The sequence below is a fragment of the Pseudomonas sp. BP01 genome (assembly GCF_022760795.1).
Classification (GTDB): Bacteria; Pseudomonadota; Gammaproteobacteria; order Pseudomonadales; family Pseudomonadaceae; genus Aquipseudomonas; species Aquipseudomonas putida_Q.
In genome coordinates, this window is sequence record NZ_JAFBKA010000034.1 from 56834 (window position 1) to 69512 (window position 12679).

Consider the following 12679-nt stretch of genomic DNA (forward strand, 5'->3'; position numbering starts at 1 on the left):
GTTGCATAAGTGAGTGAACATTCATGAGCCTTTCCCTTCGCGACCAATTGCTCAAAGCCGGTCTGGTCAACCAGAAACAGGTCTCGCAGACCAACAAAGCTGAAAAGAAACAGAAGCGCATGGAGCACAAGGGCCAGGTCGAAATCGACGACAGCCAACAGCGCATTGCCAAGGAAGCCATGGCCGAAAAGGTCAAGCGCGACCAAGAGCTGAATCGCCAGCAGCAGGAAAAGGCTGAGCAGAAGGCCCGTGCCGCGCAGGTCAAGCAGTTGATCGAAGCCACGCGCCTGCCCAAGCTGAACACCGAGGATTACTACAACTTCGTCGACGACAAGAAGGTCAAGCGCATTGCCGTCAACGCCCTGATGCGGTCCAAGTTGAGTAACGGCGCACTGGCGGTCGTGGCCCATGCGGGCGGCTATGAGGTCATTCCTCGTGAGGCGGCGGTGAAGATCCAGGAGCGCGACCCCAACCGTATCCTGCTGCTCAACACCCATGTCGAGGAAGCGGACGAGGACGACCCGTACGCGGCCTACAAGATCCCGGACGATCTCATGTGGTAAACACGAAAAACCCCGCCTTGGCGGGGTTTTTTATTTGAAGAGTGCTCACTGCGTGGTGCGCTGGCTTTCCAGGACTTCCAGCTCTGCGCGGTACTGGTGGGCTTCGTGTTCATTGTGGAACATGCCCACCAGCTGGCCTTGTTGGTGCACATCCCAGATCCGCACGCCAGCGGCCAGGCCTTCGTGGGACATTCTCGATTCGTCGCGTTCGGTTACTTGGACTGTCATCGGTAAACTCCACTTCTTCAGTTGGCTGCGACAGTGTGTCGCACACCCTCTTTATAGAGTTTGTTAGCCGGCTAAGTAAATAAAACAGGCATGAAACAAGTTTCATGTACGGTTTCCGGCCTGGCTTTTTGTAGGAGCGGCCTTGTGTCGCGATAGGGCCGCAGAGCGGCCCCGGCAATATTGAGTCAGGGCCGAGATTGCGGGGCCGCTGCGCGCCCCATCGCGACACAAGGCCGCTCCTACAAGGCTCCGCGCAGGCCAGGGGTAAATGCATAAGGCCGGGCACAAAAAAGCCCCGCACTGGGCGGGGCTTCGGGTGCTGCTGGCAGTGCGGAATCAGTTACCCTTCACCGGCTTGCCATCGACCGAGCCATCCTGCAGCACGATCACATACTCCTTGCCATCAGTCTCGACCTGGCGCAGTTGCACCAGCAGGTAGTCCCAGTTCTTGGCGAACCACAGCTCGGTGATGCGCTTGCTCTGGCTTGGGTCGCGCACGCGCTCGACCTTCACTGCATCGACCTGGCCGGTCTTGGTGGTGACCTTTTCGGTACCCAGTACGCGGAAGTCGTAGGTGTCGATCTCGTCACCGTCGACCACCTGGTAGGTCATGCTCTTCTTGCCAGCGGCCACGTCATGCTGCAACGCCAACTGGTAGGAGGACTTGTCCAGCACGCCGCGGATCAGTGGCAAGTTGACGGCATCGCCACGGTCGCTGCCGGTGACCTTCTTGCCGGTCCAGTCGAAGTTCAGGTCAACCTTTTTGGCTTTGCCCAGGCCGCCGCGTTCGAAGTGGTACTTCTGCGGCAGCAGGGTGTCGTTTTCCAGGCGCAGGGTGCTTTGCTCGGTCAGGCTGGCGATCATCATGGAAGCCTTGAAGTTAAGGTCCCAGGTACCGTTGGCATTCTTGACCAGGCTGCGCTCGGCGGTGCCACTCATGGGCAGCTGTTTCCAGTCGGCGGTGTAGCTGGCCGAGAAAGGCTTGAGATCAGCTGCCTGAAGGGGCAGAGCAAGCACGGCGAGAGCCAAGAGCAGGGCGCGACGCATAAATTCTCCTAGGATCGAATCAAGTGACCGCTGGCCGCCAGCGGCTGGCCATCCAGTAATGCACCCTGTTCGCCAAGGCGCAAGCGCCCTTCAGCGAACCAGCGTACCGCCAGGGGGTAGATCAGGTGTTCCTGGCGGTGTACCCGCTGGGCCAGGCTTTCGACGGTGTCTTCAGACGCCACCGGTACCACAGCCTGTACGACCAGTGGGCCGCCATCGAGTTCCTCAGTCACGAAGTGTACGCTGCACCCATGCTCGGCGTCGCCTGCCTCCAGCGCCCGGCGATGGGTATGCAGGCCCTTGTACCTGGGCAGCAACGACGGGTGGATGTTGAGCAGGCGGCCCTGATAGTGGCGCACGAAGCCGCCACTGAGGATACGCATGAAACCGGCCAGCACCACCAGGTCTGGGGCGAAACCGTCGATGCGTGCTACCAGCGCGGCATCGAAGGCCTCGCGGCCGTCGAACTGAGTATGGTCGAGCACGGCGGTATCGATGCCGGCCGCCGCTGCGCGCTGCAGGCCGTAGGCATCGGCGCGGTTGGAAACCACCGCACGGATGCGCACCGGGCTGTCCTGGCCTTGGCAGCTGTCGATCAGAGCTTGCAGGTTGCTGCCGGAGCCCGACAGCAACACCACTACATTGCAGGTCTTGCTTGGCATCAGTGTGCCTTGAGGTTTTGCAGCTCGACCTGAGCGGCGCCTTCGGCGGCTTCGGCGATGTGGCCGATGACCCATGGCTGCTCACCGGCGGCGCGCAGTTCGTTCAGGGCGGCTTCGACCTGATCCTGGGCGACGCAGATGACCATGCCGACGCCGCAGTTCAGCACGCGGTGCATTTCATGCTCGTCGACGTTGCCTTTTTCCTGCAGGAAGTCGAACACCACCGGGCGCTGCCAGCTGGCTACGTCGACCACGGCCTGGGCGTTTTTCGGCAGTACGCGCGGGATGTTGTCCAGCAGGCCGCCACCGGTGATGTGGGCCATGGCCTTCACGGCACCGGTGTTCTTGATCAGTTGCAGCAGCGGCTTGACGTAGATACGGGTAGGCGCCATCAGCAGGTCGGTCAGCGGCTTGCCGTCCAGCTGGGTGTTCTCGATGTCGGTGGCGGACACTTCGAGGATCTTGCGGATCAGCGAGTAGCCGTTGGAGTGCGGGCCCGAAGACGGCAGGGCGATCAGCGCGTCGCCAGTGGCAACCTTGGAGCCGTCGATGATCTCGGCCTTTTCCACCACGCCCACGCAGAAACCGGCCAGGTCGTAGTCTTCGCCTTCGTACATGCCAGGCATTTCGGCGGTTTCACCACCGACCAGCGAGCAGCCAGCCAGTTCGCAACCGGCGCCAATGCCGGTAACCACGGTGGCGGCCACGTCAACGTTCAGTTTGCCGGTGGCGTAGTAGTCGAGGAAGAACAGCGGCTCGGCACCGCACACCACCAGGTCGTTGACGCACATGGCGACCAGGTCCTGGCCGATGCTGTCGTGCTTGTTCAGGTTCAGCGCCAGGCGCAGCTTGGTGCCCACGCCGTCGGTGCCGGAGACCAGCACTGGCTGCTTGTAGCCGGCCGGGATCTCGCAGAGGGCGCCGAAGCCGCCCAGGCCACCCATGACTTCAGGGCGTGCGGTGCGTTTTGCCACGCCCTTGATGCGTTCGACCAGTGCTTCGCCGGCGTCGATGTCTACACCGGCGTCCTTGTAGCTCAGGGAGGGTTGCTTGCTCATTGATCCAGGCCTTTAGGAGGGAGGGATTCTTAAAAACGACCATGACGGCCAAGACCGGCGGGTAAGCGGCGGCTGCCTGAAACATCAGTGGTCTGTGAAGGCGCGCGATTTTATCAGGGTTGCCGGGCAGCGGCCATCCTCAGGCCGACGGGCAGGGCGGTAAATTGTTGAAAAAGGGCCGAGGGTGGTTGATGTGGTTGCATGTGTATAAGCTGCAAGTAGCGAGCTTCGTGCTCGACTGGACAGGAATCCTCCATGCGTTTTTTCAATATTCTGGCAGCCGGTTGCCTGGCCCTGATAGCGGCCACCGCTCAGGCTGAAAATGTCTCTGGCCTTTATCAGGTACGCGAGCCGGTGACCGGGCAGGGCGCCGAAGCCCGTACCGCTGCCACCGCCAAGGCCCTCGACACGCTGGTGCTGCGCCTGACCGGCGACCCAAAGGCAGTGCAGAGCCCGGCGTTGGCCGCGCTGCGCAAAGACCCGCAGCAAATCATCAACCAGGTGGGCAGCGAAGCCGGCCCGCCCGAGTCGGTGCTGGTGGAGTTCGACCCGGGCAGTACCGAGCGCGCCCTGCGCAAGGCCGGCCTCGCGCTGTGGGGCAGCAATCGGCCCTCGATTCTGGGCTGGTGGCTGAACGACAGTGCCGATGGCAGTAGCCTGGTCGGTGACGGCCAGGCCAGCGCCCAGCCTCTGCGTCGTGCCGCCCAGCACCGTGGCCTGCCGCTGCGCCTGCCACTCGCCGACCTGCAGGAGCAACTGGTGGCCAATGCCAAGCAGATCGAAGGCAGCAACCCCGCACCGCTGCGTGAGGCCTCAGAGCGCTACGGCGCCGACGCCTTGCTGGCGGTACATGCCCAGGAAGCCGACGGCAAGTGGCAAGGCAAGTGGCAGTTGTGGCTGGGCGACCAGCGTGAGCAAGGTACTGCCGAGGGGGCCGACCCGGCAGCCTTGGCCGATGCGGTGATGTTGGCGGTCAGCAGCCGCCTGGCGCCGCGTTATGTCGCCCGCCCGGGCGCCAGCAGCCAGATGCAAGTGCAAGTGCAGGGTATGAGCCTGCAGCGTTATGCCGAGCTTGCCCGTGTGCTTGAGCCCTACGGTCCGCGCCTGCAGATGGCCGAAGGCACCACCCTGACCTATGGCGTCACCGGCAACCGTGAGCAATTGCGCGCGCAGCTTGGCCTGGCCAAGTTGCAGGAACTGCCGGCCGACCAGGCGCCCGCAGTGCCGGTCACGCCAGCCCCGGCAGCGAGTACGGCGGGTGAGCAACCCGCGTCGGCCTCGCCTGCGCCCACGCCGTTCGACGGCCTGCGTTTTCGCTGGTAAATGGAGCATACCGTGACCGATGTTCGTCGCTGGATCTGGCTGGGTGCTGCCCTGCTGATCGCTGTGCTGCTTTATAGCTTGCACAACATTCTTACGCCGTTCCTGGTCGGCATCCTGCTGGCCTACCTGGCCGACCCGCTGGTTGACCGCCTGGAACGCCTGGGCCTGTCGCGCACCTGGGGTGTGGTGGTGGTGTTCAGCCTGTTCACCTTGTTACTGATGGCCTTGCTGCTGGTGCTGGTGCCGATGCTTGCCAAGCAGCTGGTGCGCCTGTACGAGCTGGCGCCGCAAATGCTCGATTGGCTCGAACAAGTGGCGCTGCCATGGGTGCAGGGTCGCCTGGGCCTGGCCGATGGCTTCTGGAAGTTCGACAAGATCAAGGCCGCCATCGGCGCGCATATGGGGCAGACCACCGATATCGTTGGCATGCTGCTGTCCCAGGCCACCGCTTCGAGCCTGGCGTTGATGGCCTGGCTGGCGAACATGGTGCTGATTCCGGTGGTGGGTTTCTACCTGCTGCGCGATTGGGACCTGATGATGGGCAAGCTGCGCGGCCTGCTACCGCGCCAGCGTGAGCCGCAAGTAATGGGCCTGGCAGGCGAATGCCATGAAGTGCTGGGGGCATTCGTGCGCGGGCAGCTCATGGTGATGGTGGCCTTGGGCATCATTTATTCCGCCGGGCTTATGCTGGTGGGGCTGGAACTGGGGCTGCTGATCGGCATGCTCGCGGGGCTTGCGGCCATCGTGCCGTACATGGGCTTCATCATCGGCATTGGTGCCGCACTGGTGGCCGGCCTGTTCCAGTTCGGCGGCGACCTGTATCCGATGCTGGGCATCGTTGCGGTGTTCATGGTCGGCCAGGCGCTGGAAGGCATGGTGCTAACCCCGCTGCTGGTGGGTGATCGCATCGGTCTGCACCCGGTTGCGGTGATCTTTGCCATCCTCGCCGGTGGTGAGCTGTTCGGCTTTACGGGGGTGCTCCTGGCCCTGCCGGTGGCGGCGGTGATCATGGTGCTGCTGCGTCATGCGCATGACCTGTACAAGGAGTCGGACATGTATGCCGGTGACATTGACCCGCAGCTGTGATGTACAGGCTTGTGCTAAACCTGTGGGAGCGGGCATGCCCGCTCCCACAGGGTTCGATGTCAGCCCCAAAATAGCGCAACTTGTTGATTTTGCTTGTGCTATCCATTGCCGTGATTGTGCGCCCAGCTTTGCGGGTATAGACTTTGCAGATTGTTCACCAAAGGCCCCCTGCGGTCCTGCCGACCGCCCGCGAGCATGAAACCACCGATCCAGTTGCCCCTGGGTGTGCGCCTGCGCGATGACGCCACCTTCATCAACTACTATCCGGGCGCCAATGCTGCGGCATTGGGTTACGTCGAGCGGCTATGCGAAGCCGACGCCGGCTGGACCGAGAGCCTTATCTATCTGTGGGGCAAGCAGGGTGTGGGCCGTAGCCACCTGCTGCAGGCCGCCACCCATCGTTTCCAGCAACGCGGCGAACCCGCCGTCTACCTGCCATTGGCGCAACTGCTCGATCGGGGTGTGGAGGTACTCGACTACCTTGCCCAGTACGAGCTGGTGTGCATCGACGACCTGCATGTAATCGCCGGCAAGGCAGACTGGGAAGAGGCCATGTTCCACCTGTTCAACCGCCTGCGCGACAGCGGCCGGCGCCTGCTGCTGGCCGCCTCGGCATCGCCACGGGAGCTGCCGATCAAGCTGCCGGACCTGAAGTCGCGGCTGACCCTGGCCCTGGTGTTCCAGATGCGTGGTCTGTCCGACGAAGACAAGCTGCGTGCCTTGCAGTTGCGTGCTTCGCGCCGCGGCCTGCACCTTACCGACGAAGTCGGCCACTTTATTCTCACCCGCGGTGCGCGCAGCATGAGTGCGCTGTTCGACCTGCTCGAACGCCTCGACCAGGCCTCGCTGCAGGCACAACGCAAGCTGACCATCCCTTTCCTTAAGGAAACGCTGGGCTGGTAACCCCCTGAAAACGCTGGGCCAGAGCGGCAAAACAGAAAAGTCACATCTTTTTCGATAAAATTTGCAAATGGCCATGATAGAGGGCATAGTTTCCCCCTCTAAAGGATTACAGACACGGTCGTGCCCATGCTAAAGCGCTTCGCACCCCTCGTGCCACTCGCACTCGTGACCCTGCTTTTTGGCTGCGCGGCCCAAGGCCCAGCTTCTCATTCAGAGCCGCAGACCCAGGGTCATACCCCGATCGCCGCACAATCGGCAATCAAGGCCAAAGCCTCGTCCTCGTCGGTCTTCGGCGAACCGGAAGAGCTGGCCACTGAAGATGACCTGCAGGCTTTCTCCAGCAGCAGCAAGCCTTACCAGCTGCCAGTCCTGGCGGACAGCATTCTCGAGCGCGGCATGTCGTTGATCGGCACCCGTTACCGCTTCGGTGGTACCTCGGAAAAGTCCGGTTTCGACTGCAGTGGTTTCATCGGCTATCTGTTCCGCGAAGAGGCGGGCATGACCTTGCCGCGCTCCACGCGTGAAATGATCAACGTCGATGCCCCGAAAGTGGCCCGCAACAAGCTCAAGCCAGGTGACCTGCTGTTCTTCAGCACCAATGGCCGCGGCCGCGTCAGCCATGCCGGCATCTATCTGGGTGACAACCAGTTCATCCACTCCAGCAGCCGCCGCAGCGGTGGCGTGCGCATCGACAGCCTCGGTGACCGCTACTGGAGCAAGACCTTCATTGAAGCCAAGCGTGCCTTGGCCATGGCGCCGACCAACATCGCGCGTAACTGATAGCTAAATGATATACCCTGCTACGGCGGCGATGCTTTTGAAAAAAAGCTCGCCGCCGTGCGCATTTACAGAAAGCGTCTAATCTAAATTCTCAACTCTTTTCGGCTGCGGCGTAGCGGTCTCAGACAGGATGTTCTGGCCATGATAAAGATGGCGCGCTTTGCATTTCTCTCCCTGACAGCATTGCTTGCTGCCTGCTCCAGCCGTGCGCCTGCGCCGGCCCCTGTGGTTCAGCCGCAGGTTTCCTATAGCCAGCCCACCCCTTCGCCGATTGCCGACGACGTATTGATCCGCGCCATTGGCCTGGTGGGCACGCCCTACCGCTGGGGCGGCAACACCCCAGACTCCGGCTTCGACTGCAGCGGTTTGATCAAGTACGTCTACCGTGATGCTGCCGGTATCAGCTTGCCGCGTTCGACGCGGGAGATGATTGTCATGCGCGCACCGACGGTGGATGCCAAGGCACTGCAATCCGGCGACCTGGTGTTCTTTGCCACCAGTGGCGGTTCCCAGGTCAGTCATGCAGGCATTTATGTAGGGGAAGGGCGCTTCGTGCATGCGCCTTCAACGGGCGGTACGGTTCGTCTGGACTACTTGTCCAACAGCTACTGGGCCAAGGCTTACCTGCAGGCCAAGCGCGTGATTCCGCAAGGGCATCTGGCACAGAACCCCTGACACCGTTGAGTGACATACCTCAGAAGCAGTTCAGCGCTGCTTCTGCAGATGTCTTTCAACGCCCGCGGTGCGGCGCCTCGCCCTTCATAGCTACACCACACCTCTCCCCGGTAGTTCTTACCTACTGCTACTCACGCCATGGAAATACCAGGATGTCGCCTTTGGGTGTCGTCTGGGGTGGGCCATGAGCAATATTGAAGAACAAACCCGACGTAGCCTCGAGGTTGCAGATACTGTGATCCCGTTGCTGCGGTTGGCCGATGAAGTGCTGCGTGATTACCCTGATGCCTACCTGCTGGCGAGCAGGCACGCGGAGCAGATCGTCTACAAGCACACCGGTCATCACATGGACCCGCGGTTTGTCTGGTGGCACCAGTTCAACACGGAAAGCTCCAGCAGCCGCAGTTTTACGGGGTGGCAGCACAACGGGCCACCGCAGAAGTCGCTGGTGTTTACCGAGCTGGTGATAGAGCGGTTCGATGTGTACTTCCAGGATGCTGCCGATGAGCTGGACCTGCGCGGAGGCTTCTATTGGCAGGGGCCTCACGCGGCGTTCTACGATGAGCGTAATGAAATCCGCATGCTTGGCAGCGTGGTGCAGCAGGACCTGTGGTCGCTGGACTTCGCAACGCTTTATCGCGAGGAGGTCGAGCGCTTCTGGACGGCCCACGGGACCCACTTTCGAGTATTGGCCAAAGCCAACCTGCTGGGTGAAGGTGCACGTGCCCTGAGCGGCGAGCGGATCTCGCAGTCCGACTGGCGGCAGTTGCGTGCCATGGTAGATAACACGCTGGCGGACGATGAACTGCCCACGCTTGAGAAGCTGCGTCAGGAAAACAACGAGCAGGCGTTGTCGGTCCGTCGCTACGTGTTTAGCGAAGGGGACAGGGGATGCCTGTTCAGCTTGCATGCTCAAGGTGGGCGGGTGCTGGTGTACTTGCCGTGGCACGCTGAAGCGCTCATGGCATTCGATTCCGAGCTGGCAATGGCCAGTTGGCTGGCAGCGCTATTGCAAACCCCGCAGGCACTGGACAGTTTTGTCGCAGGCGTGCACAGCAACCCGCACGACAGGGTCGGGCGGCAGTTGACCAAGATACATCTGAAGGGCATCGCCGACAGCCGCTCGGATGAGGCGGCACTGATCGCACTCAAGCTTTTCGAGCGTCCGCTCAAAGGTGACTTTTTCACCTACATCACCGAGCAGGCGAGCGCCGAGATGCGCCGCAATGCGCAACTGATGCGGGACAACGCAAGCCTGCGCAAGGCAATGCTCAGCGGTTATCTGTCTGCATTCATAGGGGTCTTCGGCGGGTTCGTTCCTTTGGGCTGGCCAATATCTCTGATGTTGCTCGGCGCGGGTGTGGCCAAGGTGGCCCTGGATATAGACGAAGCCCTGCTCGCGGCAGATGCGCAATCGCGCAAGCGGGCGCTGCGTTCGGCAGTTATCGACAGCCTGTTCGCAAGCCTCAACCTGTTGGATGTAACTGCACGGTCTAGCCTGGTGTCCGTTGCAAAACCGGCACCGCCCCATGAAACAGGCATTGCCCTGGAGCACTGGCAGGCAAGCGCCAGTGCCACGCTCTCGGTGGAGGGCCAGGAGACCAACGCACTGGTGGGTGGTGAGTTGGGCTTGAGCGGGCGCCTGCGTGGCATTCGCATGACTGACGATGGCAAGTGCTGGGTAACATTGAATGGCCTTCCTTACCGGGTGCGGTACAGCCATGAGCTGGCTGCCTGGTTGGTGGTGCCCGTTGATAACCCGTATGCCTTCGGCCCGCTCAACCCCATACGTCTGAATACGGCGGGTGAGTGGGAGCTGCTGGCCCCGCCCCGGTTGCTTGGCGGCAGCCCTCCGGCTGTGGAAGGAATGCCCAGTGCTTCCTCGCCGTTCTGGGATACCTACATGGCCACCGACGACGCATTGAGCACGCGGCTGGCTGAAGGGGCTCTGGAGCGCCAGACAACATTGCTGGAGAATTGGCCTGTGGCCGAGTTGCCGGCCGGGCAGGCGCCGGACCTTGATGAGCGTGGCCTGGATTGCGTCAAGGTTGGTGGCCGGCCCTACTATTCCTATCGCTATGGGCATGAGTATTTCAATGCGCTGGTCGAGTGGTACACCAGCAACGAGTCCACCGTGAACGATGTGTTCCGCTCGGGGCGTTACCAGTACGGAGACGAAGACAGCTACATCACTGATCTGGCCGATAGCCTGGGGTTGCTCCCCAAAAGCAACGAGGTGACCTTGTATCGCGGGGGGCACCGCTCGCGAGGTACCGGTGGCGAGCACTACAGAAATGGCCAGCTGCGAGTGGGTGATGTGCTGGTCAATAGTGACCTGACTTCATTCACTGAAAACCCCTACAAGGTCACCGAGTTCGCCTGCTTGCCCTTCGCCCAGGCGCCGGGTGGTTTGCCTGGACTTTTCGATGACAGTTCGGTGGTGTTCGAGTTGGCGGCCGGCCGTTACCGGGGGGCAACGCCGATCAGCGCGTTTTCCATCTACTGGAAAGAGGGCGAATCGCTGATGCTACCGGGTCACTACTTGCGCATCGAGGGCCTGGAGCAGGTGTATGGTGAGCATTACCGCTTCATCAAAGTGACCCTGGGGCAAACCGGCAAGCCTGCCTCAGGCCCTGTCTATGACTTGCGCACGGGGCTGCCTTTCGATGAGGCCGCCTATAGGGCGCAGTTCCGTACACCTACGTTGGCGCAACGTTTTTTCCCGGCCTGATGCCGGAATTATCAGTAGATACTGCTGCCGGGAATAGCTTGAGCAGCAGTACCCAGGTTCATACCGTGCTTGGCGTTCTTGCTGACTCGCCAGACGACATTGCCGACATCGTCGGCCACCAATACCCCACCGCGACCATCATTGATCACGCCCACCGGCCGCCCCATCGCCTTGTTCTGACTATCCAGAAAACCTGTGAGCAGATTGATGGGTTGACCTGCAGGTTTGCCTGAACGGTCGAACGGCACGAATATCACCTTGTAGCCACTGTGCGGCTTGCGGTTCCACGAGCCATGCTGGCCGACCAGTGCTCCTTGCTCAAAAGGCGCCGGTAATACGCCGGGCCCGATGAACGCCAGCCCTAGCGATGCGGTGTGCGGGCCAACCGCATAATCCGGTTTCAGCGCCTGGGCTACTTTCTGCGGAGCCTGCGGCTGCACGCGCTCGTCCACATGTTGCCCGTAGTAGCTGTAGGGCCAGCCGTAGAAGCCGCCCTCTTTTACAGATGTGATGTAGTCGGGCACCAAGTCGCTGCCGATTTCGTCACGCTCGTTGACTGCTGTCCACAAGACGTTGCTGTACGGCTCCCAAGCCAGCCCATTGGGGTTGCGCAGGCCGGTGGCGAACAGCCGGTGCTTGCCGCTTGCCGGGTCCACTTCCCAGATAGCGGCGCGCCCTTGTTCCTTCTCCATACCGTTCTCCCCGACGTTGCTGTTAGAGCCAACCGTCACGTAAAGCTTCTTGCCGTCGGGGCTGGCGATCACGTTCTTGGTCCAGTGATGGTTCAGCGGCCCGCCAGGCAACTCGGTCACCGCTTGGCCCTTTTCGGTAATCTGCATGACGCCTGCTTCATAGTGGAAGCGCAGTAACCTGTCGGTGTCGGCCACGTACAAATCCTTGCCCACCAGCGTCATGCCGAACGGTGAGTTGAGCCCTTCGATGAAAGGGCTGCGGATTTCTGCCACCCCATCGTGGTTGGCATCGCGCAGCAGGGTGATGCGGTTGGCGCTGGGTACGGTCGCGCCGGCGCGTTTCATCGCCTTGCCCATTGCCCAGCCGCGGATGCCCTTGCCATCTTCGGGCTTGGGTGGCGCGTTGGTCTCGGCCACCAGCACATCGCCGTTGGGCAGCAAGTAGAGCCAGCGTGGGTGGTCGAGGCCGCTGGCGAAGGCTTCGACCTGCGTGCCTGGTGCTGCGGTCGGCTTGCTGCCTTTTGGCCAGCCGACGGCGGGGGCGATGTTTACGGTGGGGATCAGTGTTTTGACCGGAGCGGGGAGGCTAGGGGTTGGCCCGCTGCCCTCGTTTACGCTCAACAGGGCTGTTTCGCCGCAGCCTGCCAGGCTGGCTGCGATTAACCAAGGCATCAGGCATTTCATGTGCGGCATCCTCTCAAGAAGCCCTTTGAATTGAGAGGCCGGCTGGGTTCGCCGGGTTCCCCTCCGTTTGCTCTTGCTCTTGCTCTTGCTCTTGCTCTTGCTTCGGCTTTTGCTTCTAAGCGCGCGATAGTCCAGGCGACGCAGATTGCGACTTCAGGAGGCCGAGCGCAGGGCTTGCGAAGGGAGGTGACGGGCATGGATGCCCGTCAAGCGCTGGGCCCCAGGATGGGGCCTGCAGCGCGGTCCT

12 protein-coding genes are annotated in these 12679 nt (G+C 61.7%); 7 read left to right on the forward strand and 5 right to left on the reverse strand.

Annotated elements, in window-relative coordinates; translation table 11 throughout:
- The first annotated feature begins 23 nt into the window (after nt 1-23).
- Nucleotides 24-563: a DUF2058 domain-containing protein gene (locus JOY50_RS23920; RefSeq protein ID WP_019473069.1), complete on the forward strand. Its 540-nt coding sequence runs from the start codon at nt 24-26 to the stop codon at nt 561-563.
- A 45-nt stretch (nt 564-608) separates the two neighbouring features.
- Here JOY50_RS23920 and JOY50_RS23925 read toward each other — a convergent pair whose 3' ends face one another.
- The 4 genes from JOY50_RS23925 to purM form a co-directional block, all read right to left on the reverse strand.
- Nucleotides 609-791, reverse strand: a complete 183-nt coding sequence (locus tag JOY50_RS23925) for a hypothetical protein (RefSeq protein WP_019473068.1) — start codon at nt 789-791, stop codon at nt 609-611.
- Between the two features lie 336 nt (nt 792-1127).
- Complete coding sequence (locus JOY50_RS23930; protein ID WP_019473067.1) at nt 1128-1838, reverse strand: DUF3108 domain-containing protein; 711 nt, start codon at nt 1836-1838, stop codon at nt 1128-1130.
- An 8-nt stretch (nt 1839-1846) separates the two neighbouring features.
- Nucleotides 1847-2500 (reverse strand): phosphoribosylglycinamide formyltransferase, encoded by a 654-nt coding sequence (gene purN / locus JOY50_RS23935; RefSeq protein ID WP_132846913.1) that lies wholly within the window; start codon nt 2498-2500, stop codon nt 1847-1849.
- Nucleotides 2500-3558, reverse strand: coding sequence for a phosphoribosylformylglycinamidine cyclo-ligase (gene purM, locus JOY50_RS23940; RefSeq protein WP_016485267.1), 1059 nt, complete (start codon nt 3556-3558; stop codon nt 2500-2502). The genes purN and purM overlap by 1 nt, the downstream gene beginning before the upstream one ends.
- A gap of 255 nt (nt 3559-3813) precedes the next feature.
- Between purM and JOY50_RS23945 the strand changes: the two genes are divergently transcribed.
- The 6 genes from JOY50_RS23945 (at nt 3814) to JOY50_RS23970 (ending at nt 11056) form a co-directional block, all read left to right on the forward strand.
- Nucleotides 3814-4881, forward strand: a complete 1068-nt coding sequence (locus JOY50_RS23945; RefSeq protein WP_132846914.1) for a DUF2066 domain-containing protein — start codon at nt 3814-3816, stop codon at nt 4879-4881.
- Nucleotides 4882-4893: 12 nt separating this feature from the next.
- Nucleotides 4894-5967, forward strand: a complete 1074-nt coding sequence (locus JOY50_RS23950) for an AI-2E family transporter (protein WP_019473064.1) — start codon at nt 4894-4896, stop codon at nt 5965-5967.
- Between the two features lie 195 nt (nt 5968-6162).
- Nucleotides 6163-6870, forward strand: coding sequence for a DnaA regulatory inactivator Hda (hda, locus tag JOY50_RS23955; protein WP_016485270.1), 708 nt, complete (start codon nt 6163-6165; stop codon nt 6868-6870).
- Nucleotides 6871-6996: 126 nt separating this feature from the next.
- Nucleotides 6997-7650 (forward strand): C40 family peptidase, encoded by a 654-nt coding sequence (locus JOY50_RS23960; RefSeq protein WP_019473063.1) that lies wholly within the window; start codon nt 6997-6999, stop codon nt 7648-7650.
- A 141-nt stretch (nt 7651-7791) separates the two neighbouring features.
- Nucleotides 7792-8325 (forward strand): NlpC/P60 family protein, encoded by a 534-nt coding sequence (locus tag JOY50_RS23965; protein ID WP_019473062.1) that lies wholly within the window; start codon nt 7792-7794, stop codon nt 8323-8325.
- Between the two features lie 184 nt (nt 8326-8509).
- Complete coding sequence (locus tag JOY50_RS23970) at nt 8510-11056, forward strand: dermonecrotic toxin domain-containing protein (protein ID WP_243055982.1); 2547 nt, start codon at nt 8510-8512, stop codon at nt 11054-11056.
- 11 nt (nt 11057-11067) lie between these two features.
- On the opposite strand, the gene JOY50_RS23975 is transcribed toward JOY50_RS23970, so the two are convergent.
- Nucleotides 11068-12432 carry a sorbosone dehydrogenase family protein gene (locus JOY50_RS23975; protein WP_243055984.1) on the reverse strand — a complete coding sequence of 455 codons (1365 nt, stop codon included), beginning with the start codon at nt 12430-12432 and terminating at the stop codon, nt 11068-11070.
- Between the last annotated feature and the right edge of the window lie 247 nt (nt 12433-12679).

Bases quoted from the DNA above. Each gene is read 5' to 3' on its own strand.
- JOY50_RS23925 (WP_019473068.1), bottom strand. From the start codon at position 791: ATGACAGTCCAAGTAACCGAACGCGACGAATCGAGAATGTCCCACGAA.
- JOY50_RS23975 (WP_243055984.1), bottom strand. From the start codon at position 12,432: ATGAAATGCCTGATGCCTTGGTTAATCGCAGCCAGCCTGGCAGGCTGC.
- hda (WP_016485270.1), top strand. From the start codon at position 6,163: ATGAAACCACCGATCCAGTTGCCCCTGGGTGTGCGCCTGCGCGATGAC.
- purN (WP_132846913.1), bottom strand. From the start codon at position 2,500: ATGCCAAGCAAGACCTGCAATGTAGTGGTGTTGCTGTCGGGCTCCGGC.
- JOY50_RS23965 (WP_019473062.1), top strand. From the start codon at position 7,792: ATGATAAAGATGGCGCGCTTTGCATTTCTCTCCCTGACAGCATTGCTT.
- JOY50_RS23920 (WP_019473069.1), top strand. From the start codon at position 24: ATGAGCCTTTCCCTTCGCGACCAATTGCTCAAAGCCGGTCTGGTCAAC.
- JOY50_RS23960 (WP_019473063.1), top strand. From the start codon at position 6,997: ATGCTAAAGCGCTTCGCACCCCTCGTGCCACTCGCACTCGTGACCCTG.
- JOY50_RS23945 (WP_132846914.1), top strand. From the start codon at position 3,814: ATGCGTTTTTTCAATATTCTGGCAGCCGGTTGCCTGGCCCTGATAGCG.
- JOY50_RS23970 (WP_243055982.1), top strand. From the start codon at position 8,510: ATGAGCAATATTGAAGAACAAACCCGACGTAGCCTCGAGGTTGCAGAT.
- purM (WP_016485267.1), bottom strand. From the start codon at position 3,558: ATGAGCAAGCAACCCTCCCTGAGCTACAAGGACGCCGGTGTAGACATC.
- JOY50_RS23930 (WP_019473067.1), bottom strand. From the start codon at position 1,838: ATGCGTCGCGCCCTGCTCTTGGCTCTCGCCGTGCTTGCTCTGCCCCTT.